This is a genomic window from Paenibacillus sp. FSL R5-0766 (genome assembly GCF_037971845.1).
GTDB lineage: Bacteria > Bacillota > Bacilli > Paenibacillales > Paenibacillaceae > Paenibacillus.
The window spans coordinates 91,387-106,444 of sequence record NZ_CP150227.1 but is presented as its reverse complement, the minus strand read 5'-3'; the positions used below and the strand labels follow the sequence as shown (position 1 = coordinate 106,444).

The window sequence follows — 15,058 nt, the reverse complement described above, 5'->3', positions numbered from 1 at the left end:
AGCATTAAGAGAATTGCGGCTCTACGTTCGTCCGGAAGCCCGAATATAGCCGCTTGAAAGGATTCAATTTTATCTCATGGATGAGGTGTATGATGAACATTTCAACAATTATTGGACTTGTTTTGGGACTCGCTTCACTTGTAATCGGTATGATGTTGAAGCATGCTCCCGTAATTAATCTGGTCAACAACCCAGCAGCCTACATGATTATATTTGTTGGTACCGCAGCAAGTATTTTTATGGCATTCCCTATGTCAGAAGTCAAGAGAATTCCGAAGCTCTTCGGAATTTTGTTCAAACAGCAAAAATTGATCGATCGCGTATCCCTAATCGGCACATTTATGGACTGGGCTTCCACTACCCGTCGTGAAGGTTTGCTTGCACTAGAATCAAAAGTTGAAGAAATCGACGATCATTTCCTTCGCAGCGGCATGCGAATGATTATCGACGGGAACGATCAAGATTTCGTCAGCGATGTTCTAATGGAAAATATTCACACTACAGAGGAACGTCACCGCAGTGGTGCACTGATCTTCTCCCAAGCAGGTATGTATGCTCCAACACTTGGCGTTCTTGGAGCCGTAGTTGGTTTGATCGCAGCCCTTGCGGACCTTAGCGATATGGATAAGCTCTCTCAAGCGATCGCAGCAGCATTCATCGCTACCCTCTTGGGTATCTTCACAGGTTATGTACTGTGGCATCCAATGTCCAACAAGTTGAAGCGGATGTCCAAGCAAGAGATGGAAATCAAGCTCATGATGGTTGAGGGTCTGCTCTCGATTCAATCCGGTGTTTCCACCATTGCTATCAATCAGAAATTATCTGTATTCCTGACACCTTCCGAACGTAAACAACTGGAAGAGAAGGAGGGTTCATCAGGTGAAAAAGGCTAAGAAGCATGAGCCACATGAAGAGCATGCAGACGAGAGTTGGTTGCTCCCTTATTCCGACTTGATGACCTTGTTGCTCGCTCTGTTTATTGTGTTGTTCGGCATGAGTTCCATTGATGCGGGTAAGTTTGAACAAATGGCTTCCGCACTAAGCAGCGCATTGAATGGTGGATCAGGTGTCCTTGATTATAGCTCCATGAATCCTGAAACTCCGGGTGCTGATCTTGGTAAGAAGAAAGAACAGCCTGAGGAGATTACGAAAAAATCACCAAATCAGATCACCGATGCTCAGATGGCTCAGAAAGAGCAAGAGAATCTGGAGAAGCTCAAGAAACGGCTTGACCAGTATATCTCGAAGAACGGGCTTTCCGACCAGCTGAACACCAAGCTGAATCAATCTGAATTGAAGATCACCATCAGTGATAACGCCCTGTTCTCCTCAGGCCGAGCAGATGTGAAGCCTGAATCACGATCCCTCGCCAAAGCGATCTCAAGCATGCTGCAGGAGTTCCCTGAATATGAAGTGGTGGTATCCGGGCATACCGATAATATTCCCATTTCGAACAACCAATATAAGGATAACTGGGATCTGAGTGCGGATCGTGCGCTCAACTTCCTGAAAATCCTGTTGCTGAACACACAATTGGACCCTTCCAAATTCACACCAAGTGGTTATGGAGAGTATCACCCGATTGCCAGCAATGACACCAATACCGGACGGGCACAGAATCGCCGTGTAGAGGTATCTATCATTCGGAAGTATCAAAGTAACAATACAAATGTAAAAGCCGTTGGCGAAGGAAACTAGAGGCCTGCAGCGATTCATTAACCAAAGACCGTTCTCCAGGTACAAGGAGAACGGTCTTTTTGGTTTATATAAAGCTTATGCTTGGTTTATCTCTACATTTTTTCACACTATTTGCGAAGATTCACCTGTCGTCATTGATCCTATACCAAAAAGCCCTGCGCTCCTTTTCGGAAAGCAGGGCTTCAATCAGTTAATTAGTCAAAGTCGAATCAACTATTCCAGTGAATAGTCCAACAGACCGCCCAGCTCCGCTTTTTCAGCAGCGGTAAGCTCTCTCCATGAACCTGTCGCCATTTCTCCAAGATGAATGTTCATGATCCGAATACGCTTCAACTTACGAACCTCGTAGCCAAAGGCACTGCACATCCGCCGAATCTGACGGTTCTTTCCTTCAGTCAGGATGATACGGAATACTCGATCCGTCATCCGGGTCACTGTACAAGGCAGGGTCATTTCACCCAAAATCTTAACCCCGGTGCTCATACCTCTAAGGAAACTCGGGGTTACAGATCGATCAACAGTAACGATATACTCTTTCTCATGGCGTCCTTCTGCTCTAAGAATCCGGTTAACGATATCGCCATCATTGGTCATCAGGATCAAACCTTCCGAGTCCTTATCCAGACGTCCAATAGGGAAGATACGTTCATCATGCCCGACAAAATCAACGATATTCCCCTGAATATGCTGCTCGGTTGTGCTTGTGATCCCGATCGGTTTATTCAGCGCGATATATACGTGTTTTCTCTTTTCCTTGATCGGTTTGCCATTGATTCTTACATCGTCGCCTTCTTCTGCCTGACTGCCTAGCTCAGCCTTAGTTCCATTAATCGTTACCTGACCGCTATCCACCAACTTGTCTGCTTCGCGCCGGGAGCAGTAACCTGTTTCACTAATAAATTTATTAATACGCAAAAGGTAATCTCACCTCATCTATTTCTCTTCATCTGTAAGTGGTTCATCCGTTACCTGATCTACCTCAATGACTTCCGATTGTTGCTCGGATGCAGGCAGTTCAATAATAACCGTTGTTCCCTTGTTCATGACGCTTTTAATATCCATCATGCCCTTATGTGATTGAATAATGCGCTGACTGACCATCAGGCCAAGCCCTGTTCCAGACTCTTTATTCGTAAAGAAAGGCTCCCCAAGCTTAGGCATCATCTCTTCCGGGATACCAATACCTTCATCCCTAATCTCAATTCTGACGCGTTTCGACTGCTCGTCATGCTTGAGCTTGATATGGATACTTCCTCCATTTGGCATGGCCTCCATACCATTTTTCAGCAAATTGATGAATACCTGCTTCAATTGGTTCTCTTCACAGTGTACCATAGCCGAATCAGATGAGGCACGCAGTACAAATTCTACACCATGCAGATGCGCCTGACTATCCAGTAACGAGATGACATCGCCAAGAATAAAACGAATATCCCGATTCTGAAAATGAACCGCCTGCGGTTTGGCCAGAATCAGAAATTCACCAACGATAAGGTTGATGCGATCCAGCTCCGATAACATCAGATCCAGATGACGATGATTCAGCTTGTTGCTCTCTTGCTGTAACTGCAGGAATCCGCGCAGCGTGGTCAGTGGATTACGAATCTCATGTGCCACACCTGCTGCAAGCTGGCCCACGGTTGTTAGCTTCTCAGAACGTCTGAGCAGCTCTTCCATCCGATTACGACTTGTAATGTCCCTGGAGACGCTAATCAGCGCGGTAATCTCTCCAGCCTCGTCTCGTACCGGAGCCGTACTGACACTGACCTCTACTCGGGTCCCGTCTTTCTTCATCCAGGTGGTTTCGTTGGACGTAATGGACATTCCCTCAACGAGTTGGGCATGCTGACGTTTCATTTCTTCTTCTGCCTCTGGTGGGATGATCTTCAGATTACGGCCTTCCACCTCACGACTTCGAAAGCCATATAATTGTTCAAATGCCCGGTTAACCCGCAGCACTTTTCCTTCAAGATCCGTAATGTGAATGGCATCCGCTGTCTGATTGATAATGGACTCCAGATGCTCTTTCACCGCCCGATTCTCTTCATACATCTGTTTCAGACGGCTCGTATAATGGCCCAGATTACGAATCATGGCATTAATACGATTGGCTAGTTGGCCAAGTTCATCCTTCCTCCGTACTTTCAGACGGAAATCAAAGTGCCCATCCGCTACATCATTCACTTTTCCCAGTATGGATTGGATCGGACGTGTAATATACCCTGCGAGTAGATAGCTACCAAAGATCACGATCTCCAGCAAAACCAACGATATGGAGGCATGGCTCACCAACTGCTCAGATACCATGGAGGATATTTGCTTATAGTCCATGACAATACTGATTACATAGGAAGACTGATTGGGTGTGAAAATGGGAATAAAACTCTTCAGTACCTTCTGTTCATGCGTTTCACTGACAAAAGATACATTTTGCCCTGTTCGAATGGCGCGTACCACAGCACGATGATCCTCATCCGTAGAACCATACTGGTATGTACCAAAACGAATTGGTCTGTTATTCAACTTGCTAAAGTTTGAATCTCTTCCGTCATCACCCATGTTCGGGCTGCCAAAAGTCAACGGATTGATGCCTGTAATCTCCAGAATGGAGGGATTGACCTCACGGATTTTATTCAAAATCTCATCCGGACTAGAGATTTTCACATAGTCATCAACTTCCGTATTATTATAGAAAGGATTGATTATGTAGTTTCTCTTTCCATCATGGTAGTAACCCCAGATATCAATATCCGAAGGACTGGAGGTTGAATATTCGAATCCATCTGACCAGAAATGCTCCAACTTCTGCCCTTGGGGAATCGTCACCTGTTGTTTTTCAAACAACTGCTTAAAGGCCTGATACCAATAGGTCATGGATTTGGTGGACAGCCCGATTTCTCTCGGATCCGAAGAGCGGCTAACAACGATGTCATCATCCGTCTGCTCCATTAACGAAATATGTGAGACGCCGACCTTTTGGCTCAAGCGTACAAGTTCTTCATTTGTGATATTATTAATATCCGGGTCCAATTCTTCAGCCGCCATGACAGCAGCAAGCCACAGATTGTTTCCAATCTGCCGTTTTACATAATCCGAACTGTATTGATTCTGTTCGACAGAAATTGCAATCTGCTTTGCAGTGAGCACCATCTTGGTTTCACTGTCCTGCCTCAGATTCTCTTCTGTAGTATAATAACTCAGTGCGATATTCAACACTAAAATAACGAGCACTGAGCACGACATAATCATGGATAATTTCGTTTTAATAGACAAGTTTTTTTGTTCACCTCTCGGCTTGTACCCTCTGGCGATATATGGCAAAACCTATCTCCATCATAACGCTTGTATGTCTTTTTGAAAAGGATAATTGACCTGTGTCCAAAAGTTACCGAATGACTGAAAAGCTCGAAATTCGTTGTTTTTTGCATTTTCGAACCCTACAATGAAATTAATCACTATATTTATCCACATACCCACAGGCTTGTGGATAGTTTGTTTATAACTATGTGAGCAACTACATGGTTATCCACAATTCTATACACAACATGTTAACAACCCGAATACTTGTTCGCTGAATAAACGATTTTGGAAGGAGTTATATAGTAATGACTGACCATTTTCTTCAGTCCGATCTTGAGCATTTATCTGAGGAAGCTCAGCATGAGCACTGGATGCGGGAGGCCATTGCCGAGGCCTACAAAGCTGAGGCTCTTGGGGAAGTGCCGATTGGAGCTGTAATCGTACAAAATAACCAAATTATTGGTCGGGGATACAATCTGCGTGAAACTACACTGGATTCCACCGCCCATGCAGAGATGGTCGCTATTCGTCAGGCCAGCGAGACCATCGGAGCTTGGCGTTTGTTGGATTGTTCTCTGTACGTCACATTGGAACCTTGTCCAATGTGTGCAGGTGCAATTGTACAATCAAGGGTCCCCCGCGTAATCTATGGTACGGCTGATCCCAAGGCAGGCTGTGCAGGTACACTGATGAACCTGCTACAGGAGCCTCGTTTTAACCATCGCACCGAGGTTATTCCAGATATCCTCCAGCCTGAATGCTCCACGATGCTAACTCAATTTTTCAGAAGTCTGCGTAAAAAATAAACTATATAAATTGAAACTAAACATTTACACGAGAACGTAGAGGACAGAAATGACCTGAAGAAGCAACGCGTTCGCCTTTATCCCCAGATTTCCACCTCTATAATATAGAATCGAAAAATCGGGGGATAACAGCGATCGGAAAGTTGTTCTGTCATCGGAGTGGCAAGTGTAATATTCTTTAGTTCAATTCATATAGCACTACAAACATCCCAATTAGAAAGGAAGTGTGCTGTAATGGCACTAACACTCTATGATACAGCCAATGGCATAAGCCTTCGGTTGCTCACACCCCAGGATACACAGTCCTATCTGGACCTGATTCAGGTCACACGCGTCCCCTACCAGTCTGTAGAACCCGTGCGAGACGATGAATTCTATACACTGGATGCTCAGACTCGGCGGATTGAGGATCGGGTCAAGGCAGCAGAAGAAGGTACAGGATATCAATTTGGAATCTATACCATTAAAGACAGCCTGCTGATTGGACAAGTAAGTATCAACAATGTCGTACTGGGCGTTGCCAATTATGCGGATATGGGTTACTTTATCCATCCAGATTATCAGGGTGGCGGACGAATGACAGCAGCGGTTAAACTGGCCGTAGCTTATGGCTTCCGTGCGCTGAAGTTAAATCGGGTTCAGGCTGCGGTATTGCCCTCCAACAAAGGTTCACAGCGCGTACTGGAGAAGAACGGATTCCAGTTTGAAGGTACTGCTCGCAAATACCTCAAGATCAACGGCAAATATCAGGATCATCAGATCTATGCTGTGCTTGCTGAAGACTTGGACGAACTTGCGAATTAACTGATTTAGAATTTCCACCACAAAGCTGTCTGTATTTCCAATTCAACAATATACAAATTTAATATTCCAAACCGCACTACTCTAGCTATGTAGGAGAGAGTGCGGTTTTATTTGTATAGATCACCAGCCACCATTCAAAATCAAAGATCAATTATTTTGCGGATTCCCCTCATACGCTGTGTAACAAAAAGAAACCGCCTGTATCCAAGCGGAAGGAGATTATCCCTCACTTGAATCACAGACGGTTTATTTGAACTCAGCGAGATTAGTATCCGTATGAAGCGTTCATCAGTTCTTCGAACTCTTGCATAGTAATTACGTCATCGCCAGTAGGGATGTTGATTTTGAATGCTGCTTTTTCGTTAATCTTGGTGTACGTATTGGAACCGGTAAATGCCAATTTCACTTCGTCTTTTGTATCTTCTGGCTTGATCAGCACATCAGCGACCATCTTTTGATATACCGGGAAGTCGTTTTTGTCCAATGCGAAATCGATGTTGAATTGGTTAATTGTCAAAACATCTTTCAATTTATCCAAGTCTTTAGCCATTTCAGCCTGATCTGCCTCAGTGATTTTCAGATCTTCTTTAGCTTTGTCGATATCAGCCTGATCCATTTGCAGCATTTCACGATATTCCTCTTTGGACAGAATATCCAATACTTTAGGCATAGCTTTTGTTACCAGTACAGTAACTGCTTCTTTAACATTGTCATTATTCACCGAGAATTGTACAACCTGCTTCGCATCTACACCTTCAGGAAGTTGTGCATCTTTGGTGTCAAGATTTTTGAAGAATTTAGCTTGATCGTACTCGCTCAGCACTGCGTCCATGACTTCGTTGCTCAGCTTTTGAGTTTTGGCTGCGTCCATAGCATCCGGGTTCCATTCCGTACCCTCTTGCTCAGCCAGTTCTTTCAGGTCAAGTTCCAGGAATTTACCTACAACGTTCTCCGGAATCGGGAAGAACGGAATGTTCGGCACTTTCACATAGAGTTTCTCTGCCGTCATCACCATTGGAATGTTAAAGGTCATACCCATATCGCCTTTAAGCTCGATGCCAAGAGTCATCTCGGTCTGCATTGGCTCACTTTGGTATACACCTGTTACATTCAACTGAGCATCCTTCAGCATGCTCATAAACTGAGTCATAGTAGGATCCGTTTGTGAAGCATCCCCAGGTTTATAGCTCAATTCATTAATTGTAAAGTTGGAACTCATTTCATACGAAGTCAATTTGGAAGCATTGGCCGCAGCCGTCTTCAATGCCTCTTTTGGTTCCTGCTTGCTGCTACATGCTGTCAATGCCATAGATACGGTCAACAGCAACGTAAGAAGAAGCGCCCCCATACGTTTAGTCATTTGTTTCTCTCCTCTCGTGATAACCCCAAAAAAAGTAATTCAATATCAATGATATACCATATCGTCAGATACCGAAACCTAATTTGGGAAAAATGTGATCTTTCCTCTTTAAAATGGCTACAAAGACCTATGTCAGCTTGGGAATAACCATGTGCCTGTCTTTATATATGTATGAATACGCAAAAGCCCCCTGTTAGGTAACAAGGGACTTTTGCTTGAATCTGTTTCTTCTATTAACCTTGGGGATTCAAATGATCCACATGATTTTGGTTTTTTACTTTTTTGGAACCGGATAATGGTTCCTGCATGGAAGAGCGTTTGGATGAATGACGATGCTGTTCGGATGCTTGTGCTTCCGGTACGGGAATTGTTTTTGGTTTGCTCATATTATTGCCCCCTCATCATTGGTTAGGAATGGGATGGGTCCCTATCTTCCGTTTTGTCATGATTCAGTGCATCCTGATGACGACGATCATTAATATCTTGCTGAATTTGCTGGGCATGATGACTGTTTACGGCAGGCTGCTCCAGATCATCGACTACATTTTGCAGGTTTTTGTCTACTCCCGCTTTGGCTTTAGTCAATTGAGTTCACTCCTTCAAATTTCAGGCTATTATCTCGTCTGGGATTGTAACGACTGGGCGCATTCATGAATGTGCCGTGTATAATCGTGAGCCAGTTCCTGAATCGGTTCTGTACGCTCATCAGTCGTTCGTCCATCCCGTTCCACATCAATTAGCTGTACGCTGACTTCACGGGAATCGACATATGCACATTTGAAATCAAAAGAGTACATCTCGTGCCCTGCTGTAGCAATGTGTATCCGAATCGCCTGCTGATCGGCTTCATCGGCCATTACCTGAGCCTGGTCTCCAACATTCAGGACTTGAGGCAAACGTTCTTGCCAAGCCCCTACAAGCTCTGTCTGATCGATGTTTAACTCGCGGTTCATCTTACCACCTCCACTCCTATAAAGTGCGGCGATGAAGATGTTTTTATACATATTAACCTTATTCCAAATATAACGTTGTACTGTGCAACGTATACATCGGTCGCCAACCTGTATGCTAACTACGTTTAACAAACTCACAACGCAAAAAAGGACCCGAGCGAGATCGCTCGAGTCCTTGTTATAAGTATAGTATGGCGGAGAGGGTGGGATTCGAACCCACGTGGAGTTGCCCCCTAACGGTTTTCAAGACCGCCCCGTTATGACCGCTTCGGTACCTCTCCAGGGAAATTAACTTTTATAAACTTGCCACGAAAAGTATCATACCACATCTCGACATTATAATGCAACCTTTTTATATGAAAATTGATAATTCTAATCAGACAACTGTCTCCGTTATACAAAACACTCCAATCCGCCATTCCAAAATGACGGATTGAATTTGTATTCCTCTTGATGAGGATGGTTAGCTAACTCTTAAGAGCGACGTGCAATCACACTGGTGCCGCCCATATAAGGACGCAGTGCTTCAGGAATAACAACCGTACCATCTTCCTGTTGATAGTTCTCCAGGATAGCCGCTACCGTCCGTCCAACAGCCAATCCCGACCCGTTCAATGTATGAACAAATTCCGGTTTGGCTTTTGGCTCTCTGCGGAAACGGATATTGGCACGACGTGCCTGGAAGTCCTCACAGTTAGAGCAAGAAGAAATCTCACGATAGGTATTGCTCTCAGGCAACCATACTTCAATATCATACGTTTTAGCTGAAGTGAAGCCCATATCTGCGGTACACAATGTCAGAACGCGATACGGCAAGCCCAATAATTGAAGCACACGCTCCGCATTTTGAGTCATTTGCTCCAACTCTTCATACGAAGTCTCTGGAGTAGAGAGCTTGAGCAGCTCTACTTTGTTGAATTGATGCTGACGAATCAAGCCGCGTGTATCCCGTCCAGCCGAACCGGCTTCAGAGCGGAAACAAGAGCTGTATGCCACAAAGTGCTTAGGCAATTGATCTACATTCAGAATCTCTTCGCGATGGTAGTTCGTTACCGGAACTTCAGCAGTAGGAATCAGATAATATTCAGTATCTTTCAACTTGAACAGATCTTCTTCGAACTTAGGCAGTTGACCTGTTCCAAACAAGCTGTCCCGATTAACGATGTATGGAGGCAGAATCTCTTCATATCCATGTTGATCGCTGTGCAGATCCATCATGAAGTTAATCAATGCACGTTCGAGACGTGCACCCAGACCTTTATAAAAGGTAAAACGGGAACCTGTTACTTTGGCAGCCGCTTCAAAATCAAGAATATCGAGATCCTGCGCAATTTCCCAGTGTGCTTTTGGTGCAAAAGTAAATGACTTCGGCTCTTCCCAACGACGAATCTCAACATTGTCGTCTTCAGAAGCTCCAATAGGTACACTTTCGTTAGGAATGTTTGGAATCGCCATTGTGAGATCATTGATCTTCACTTCCAGTTCCCGAACTTCCTCGTCCATGGCTTTGATTCGATCAGAGACTTCACGCATCTCCACAATCAGATCATCTGCATTCTCACGATTTTTCTTCAGTCTAGCAACTTCCGCGGAGACCGTATTCCGACGACTCTTCAGCGTTTCACTCTCTTGAAGCAATTCCCGACGCTTGGCATCCATCTCGGTAAATCCAGCGATAAGATCCAGCGATTTGCCACGTTTAGTCAATGCTTCTTCTACACGTGCATACTCATTCCGCAATATTTTCACATCAAGCACGATATACCCCTCCTAAATAACCTCACAACGTGAAGCCTTATGTTAAATCCATTCTCAAAACTCTACTGTATATACCTTACTATATACTTATCGGAACCTGTAACCCAAAAAACAACCTATATCCCCGGTGTCACCCTCCGCTGCGATTCCCGCTTTGAAGCAGATACAGGCAACATCAGGCATCCGTTCAGATGCAACTGCCATCCAGCGGCCTTACAAGGCTTCTGGGGAAGTGATCCGATGACCGGGAGATCATAGGTTGTACATCATGCATTATTTAGAGTCTACCGTGTGTTTGTAGGATCTGGCCATGTCTACAAAATAAGTATGCAGACGATAGTCATCCGTCAATTCCGGATGGTAGGAGCAAGCCAGCAAATGCCCCTGACGAGCGGTAACAATCTCATCCTTGTATGTGGAGAGAACTTCGACCTGGTCTCCGACACTCTCGATCAAGGGTGCCCGTATAAACACAGCCCTTACCGTTTCCTCAATGCCTTTGACCGGCAAATCCGTCTCAAAACTTTCTCTCTGCCGTCCAAATGCATTTCGGGATACAGTCATATCCATTAGCTCCAAATGAGCTTCTTCTTGCCCTGCAATGTGTTTAGCCATAACGATCAAGCCAGCACAGGTACCAAATACCGGTTTGCCTTCAGCAGCAAACGTGCGAATGGCATCCATAAACCCATACTTGCGCATCAGTTTACCGATCGTCGTGCTTTCCCCGCCAGGGAGGATAAGACCATCCAAGTCCTCCAATTGCTGAACCTGTTTGATAGCTATACCTTCTGCTCCAGCACGTTCAATACTTCGAATATGCTCTGTTACAGCTCCTTGAAGTGCTAAAACGCCGATCTTCATACGCTCATTCCCCTTCTCTTACCAGCCACGATCTTGCATACGGTAAACGAACATTGTACTTTTTTACTTCATCATACGTGAATTCTAACTTGATATTTTACCGGAAAAATTGTAAATATACAATCCATCCGGTCGGAATAACTTGTATTTTGTCAATGATATGATCACATATACATCAAAATCATGATCATACTCTTTTAATGAAGTTTGCTAAGGGTTAGAACAAGTTTTTGATCCCGTCAAAGAGATCTACGAAGAAATCCTTCACGGCACGGAAGAACAAACGGAACCATCCGCCTTTTTCAGCCTCTTCAGCAGTGATCAAGTTCACTGTTTTTTCCTGTGGCTCAATTCCATCTGCTTTATACGTGTACGTTACCGTACCCACTTTCGTACCTGCCTTGATTGGTGCTACCAGCTTATCAGCCTCATTTACGTTAGCTTTGAACGTCACATTCAGGTTCTGAGTACCTTTGGGAACAACAAAACTTACCGCATTATCAGTTACAACAGGAACGGTTGTTTCTTTCCCTTTTTTCAAAGGTACCGCTTCCCAGCCCGTCACTTTGGTCTTGCCTGCAACAGCCTGTTTCACTTCAAAGTTGTTAAATCCATAGTCCAATACCTTTTTAGTTTCTCTGAAACGTGCGGATTCCGAATCTGTGCCCATAACAACACTAATTAGACGCATACCGTTACGTTCTGCTGTACCTGTAAAGTTATTACCTGCGTTCGTGGTATGGCCTGTTTTCATTCCATCCAGACCTTCATAGGCATAGCTTTTGAAATTGGTTATATTTTTATTCGCTTCCAGCATCCAGTTATAATTGATAATTGGAGCTTTATCATTGGGACGGAACTTGTAGGATTGAATAGTTGTAAATTCTGTGTAGTCCGGGTGATCCATAATGATGTATCGGCATAGAATTGCAGCATCTAGAGCGGACATCACAGTTTCCTTGTCTTCAGCTGGGCGGAAATCAGCAGGCATATCTGCTCGGTCGAGACCGGAAGAGTTGATAAAGAAGGTATCCTTCATGCCCATACGCTTCGCTTCATCATTCATCATTTTCACGAAAGCTTCTTCCGAACCGGCAACATGTTCAGCCAAAGCAACCGTAGCATCATTGGCAGAGCCAACAGCCATAGCAATATAGAGATCCTTAACTGTGTGCTGGTCACCTTCCGCGAGGAAAATTCGCGACCCGATACTTTGTGCAGCATTCTTTTTAACAGTTACAATATCGTCCCAACCGAATTTACCTTGTTTGACTTGTTCGGCGACAATGTACTCTGTCATCATTTTGGTCATACTTGCAGGTGGCATCGCTTTATCCGCATCGACATTTAGTAGAATCTGTCCCGTTGAGGCTTCCATTAGCACCGCAGATCTAACCTCAAGCCCAAGCGAGTCTACCCCAGGCACCTGTACAGCTTTCTCCGTCTTTGTTGTTGTTGCCGCAGCAGTCAGAACCTGACCGGAGTTGTCCGCAGCAGCCATGACCGGCATTACTGCAGACATGCAAAGCATGTTAATTAGCATTACCGAGGCTACGCTCTTTTTGAGCATTTGGCGTTTCTTTTTATTCATGTGTTTGGCTTTCAATGATGAATACTCCCTTCGATCCAAAGCATTGTTAATTGCTTCAGTGCAGCTTATGCTGCGATTTTCTTGTTCCCTAACCTGCGTGTTTGATGTACGAGTTGTGTGCTATATGCGCTGTATCGAACGAGCAATATTATTGCTCCTAAAGTTCGTTATCGATTGTCACTTAGTCCGCATTTTGCAAATGCTTATGTAAAAGGACGTCCGCGCTTCTGTTTACCTGGCAGCCTTTTCTGGCACTGCATTTGCTTTTCAAAACCATATTCATAGATTCACGTCAAATAGCCGCCGCAACGCCTTAATCCATCCATGGATCGTCACCGCTTGTTCTATTCTATCACAGGGGTATCTGCAAAAAAAGACAGACCCGGTGAAAATCACCGAGCCTGTCCTGGAAATGATTAACTCTCTTCCGATTACAACGAGTAGTTAGGTGCTTCTTTGGTAATCTGTACATCATGGGGATGACTTTCGCGCAGTCCCGCACCGGTAATACGAATAAAGCCAGTATCGTTCCGAAGCTGCTCCAGGTTGCTTGTACCGCAGTAACCCATACCGGAACGCAGACCACCAATCAGTTGGTGAATCGTATCAGACAATGGACCTTTGTAAGCGACACGACCCTCAATTCCTTCTGGAACCAGTTTTTTGTCATCATCCTGGAAGTAACGATCTTTACTACCTTGTTTCATTGCTGCCATTGAACCCATACCGCGATAAACTTTGTAGCTACGTCCTTGGAAGATCTCAGTTTCCCCCGGGCTTTCCGCTGTGCCGGCAAACAAACTTCCCAGCATCACCGCGTGTGCACCTGCAGCCAGTGCCTTCGTAATTTCACCGGAATATTTGATTCCGCCGTCCGCGATAATCGGAACTCCATATTCGCGTGCCACTGTTGCACAATCGTAGACTGCAGTTACTTGAGGTACACCAATACCAGCGATAACACGTGTTGTACAAATCGAACCTGGACCAATACCCACTTTGACTACTGAAGCCCCTGCTTCGATCAGGTCACGAGTGGCTGCGCCAGTAGCGACGTTACCTGCAACGATGGTCAGGCTAGGGAAACGTTCACGAAGCTGACGTACAGCTTCAATGATATTGATGTGGTGTCCGTGAGCCGAGTCTACCGTAATCAGGTCGACACCAGCTTGTACCAAAGCATCTGCACGTTCGAATGTATCTTTGGAGATACCAATCGCTGCACCAACCAACAAACGACCTTGAGCGTCTTTGGCTGCATGAGGGAATTGAATGGCTTTTTCAATATCTTTAATTGTGATAAGACCTTTCAATGTGTTTGTCTCATCAACTAATGGAAGTTTCTCAATCTTGTGCTTTTGAAGGATACCTTCAGCTTCTTGCAGTGTAGTGCCAACAGGAGCGGTAACCAGATTCTCACGAGTCATGACTTCGCTAATTTTGATGCCGTAATCATGAATAAAACGCAAATCGCGGTTAGTCAAAATACCAACCAGCTTCTGATCTCCTTCAATAATAGGTACACCGGAGATCCGATATTTCGCCATTACTGCTTCCGCATCAGACACCAGATGATCTGCCGTCAGTGAGAATGGATTCGTAATAACACCACTCTCCGAACGTTTAACACGATCTACTTCTTCTGCCTGTTGTTCAACCGACATATTTTTATGGATAATACCGATACCGCCTTCACGTGCAATGGCAATAGCCAATGTCGCTTCAGTTACCGTATCCATACCCGCACTGATCAAAGGAATATTTAGCTTTACAGTATCACTCAAACGAATAGATACATCTACTTCTTTAGGCAGTGTCTCGGATTTCCGTGGCACTAGCAATACATCATCAAAGGTGAGGCCTTCCTTACCAAATTTATCTTCCCACACGCAAGTGTTCCTCCTTATGTTTGCTCAGCTTTACG

The 15,058-nt window shown here is 44.7% G+C and carries 14 protein-coding genes and 1 tRNA gene; 4 read left to right on the top strand and 11 right to left on the bottom strand.

Translation table 11 applies throughout. The features are described from left to right. The first annotated feature begins 92 nt into the window (after positions 1–92). Both motA and motB read left to right on the top strand, forming a co-directional pair. On the top strand, positions 93–893 hold the full coding sequence (gene motA / locus MKY66_RS00495; protein ID WP_056698100.1) for a flagellar motor stator protein MotA: 801 nt from the start codon (positions 93–95) through the stop codon (positions 891–893). Beyond that, a complete protein-coding gene (motB, locus tag MKY66_RS00490; RefSeq protein ID WP_076216997.1) occupies positions 880–1,698 on the top strand; it encodes a flagellar motor protein MotB in 819 nt (272 codons plus the stop codon). The genes motA and motB overlap by 14 nt, the downstream gene beginning before the upstream one ends. Positions 1,699–1,911: 213 nt before the next feature. On the opposite strand, the gene rluF is transcribed toward motB, so the two are convergent. Further along, positions 1,912–2,613 (bottom strand): 23S rRNA pseudouridine(2604) synthase RluF, encoded by a 702-nt coding sequence (gene rluF / locus MKY66_RS00485; RefSeq protein ID WP_076216996.1) that lies wholly within the window; start codon positions 2,611–2,613, stop codon positions 1,912–1,914. A gap of 18 nt (positions 2,614–2,631) precedes the next feature. After that, a complete protein-coding gene (locus MKY66_RS00480) occupies positions 2,632–4,971 on the bottom strand; it encodes an ATP-binding protein (RefSeq protein WP_076217014.1) in 2,340 nt (779 codons plus the stop codon). A gap of 332 nt (positions 4,972–5,303) precedes the next feature. Between MKY66_RS00480 and tadA the strand changes: the two genes are divergently transcribed. Continuing rightward, positions 5,304–5,804, top strand: a complete 501-nt coding sequence (gene tadA / locus MKY66_RS00475; RefSeq protein ID WP_076216995.1) for a tRNA adenosine(34) deaminase TadA — start codon at positions 5,304–5,306, stop codon at positions 5,802–5,804. Between the two features lie 234 nt (positions 5,805–6,038). Then, positions 6,039–6,608, top strand: a complete 570-nt coding sequence (locus MKY66_RS00470) for a GNAT family protein (protein ID WP_076216994.1) — start codon at positions 6,039–6,041, stop codon at positions 6,606–6,608. 265 nt (positions 6,609–6,873) lie between these two features. Here MKY66_RS00470 and MKY66_RS00465 read toward each other — a convergent pair whose 3' ends face one another. The 9 genes from MKY66_RS00465 to guaB all read right to left on the bottom strand — a co-directional run bounded on the left by MKY66_RS00465 (position 6,874) and on the right by guaB (position 15,023). Continuing rightward, positions 6,874–7,968, bottom strand: a complete 1,095-nt coding sequence (locus MKY66_RS00465; protein ID WP_076216993.1) for a hypothetical protein — start codon at positions 7,966–7,968, stop codon at positions 6,874–6,876. A 233-nt stretch (positions 7,969–8,201) separates the two neighbouring features. Continuing rightward, on the bottom strand, positions 8,202–8,354 hold the full coding sequence (locus MKY66_RS00460; protein ID WP_036607296.1) for a small acid-soluble spore protein P: 153 nt from the start codon (positions 8,352–8,354) through the stop codon (positions 8,202–8,204). Positions 8,355–8,376: 22 nt separating this feature from the next. Then, positions 8,377–8,553, bottom strand: a complete 177-nt coding sequence (locus MKY66_RS00455; RefSeq protein ID WP_017691325.1) for a hypothetical protein — start codon at positions 8,551–8,553, stop codon at positions 8,377–8,379. 29 nt (positions 8,554–8,582) lie between these two features. Next, a complete protein-coding gene (locus tag MKY66_RS00450) occupies positions 8,583–8,921 on the bottom strand; it encodes a hypothetical protein (RefSeq protein WP_036607297.1) in 339 nt (112 codons plus the stop codon). Between the two features lie 192 nt (positions 8,922–9,113). Next, a tRNA-Ser gene (locus MKY66_RS00445) sits at positions 9,114–9,202 on the bottom strand. A 193-nt stretch (positions 9,203–9,395) separates the two neighbouring features. Beyond that, on the bottom strand, positions 9,396–10,679 hold the full coding sequence (gene serS / locus MKY66_RS00440) for a serine--tRNA ligase (RefSeq protein WP_076216992.1): 1,284 nt from the start codon (positions 10,677–10,679) through the stop codon (positions 9,396–9,398). A 273-nt stretch (positions 10,680–10,952) separates the two neighbouring features. Next, positions 10,953–11,543, bottom strand: coding sequence for a pyridoxal 5'-phosphate synthase glutaminase subunit PdxT (pdxT, locus tag MKY66_RS00435; RefSeq protein WP_076216991.1), 591 nt, complete (start codon positions 11,541–11,543; stop codon positions 10,953–10,955). 217 nt (positions 11,544–11,760) lie between these two features. Further along, positions 11,761–13,149: a D-alanyl-D-alanine carboxypeptidase family protein gene (locus tag MKY66_RS00430; protein WP_076216990.1), complete on the bottom strand. Its 1,389-nt coding sequence runs from the start codon at positions 13,147–13,149 to the stop codon at positions 11,761–11,763. 416 nt (positions 13,150–13,565) lie between these two features. Continuing rightward, positions 13,566–15,023 carry an IMP dehydrogenase gene (guaB, locus tag MKY66_RS00425; RefSeq protein WP_017691330.1) on the bottom strand — a complete coding sequence of 486 codons (1,458 nt, stop codon included), beginning with the start codon at positions 15,021–15,023 and terminating at the stop codon, positions 13,566–13,568. Positions 15,024–15,058 lie beyond the last annotated feature (35 nt).

Coding starts and splice junctions, on each gene's coding strand:
- MKY66_RS00450 (WP_036607297.1), bottom strand. CDS start 8,921: ATGAACCGCGAGTTAAACATCGATCAGACAGAGCTTGTAGGGGCTTGG.
- tadA (WP_076216995.1), top strand. CDS start 5,304: ATGACTGACCATTTTCTTCAGTCCGATCTTGAGCATTTATCTGAGGAA.
- MKY66_RS00465 (WP_076216993.1), bottom strand. CDS start 7,968: ATGACTAAACGTATGGGGGCGCTTCTTCTTACGTTGCTGTTGACCGTA.
- MKY66_RS00460 (WP_036607296.1), bottom strand. CDS start 8,354: ATGAGCAAACCAAAAACAATTCCCGTACCGGAAGCACAAGCATCCGAA.
- motA (WP_056698100.1), top strand. CDS start 93: ATGAACATTTCAACAATTATTGGACTTGTTTTGGGACTCGCTTCACTT.
- pdxT (WP_076216991.1), bottom strand. CDS start 11,543: ATGAAGATCGGCGTTTTAGCACTTCAAGGAGCTGTAACAGAGCATATT.
- MKY66_RS00470 (WP_076216994.1), top strand. CDS start 6,039: ATGGCACTAACACTCTATGATACAGCCAATGGCATAAGCCTTCGGTTG.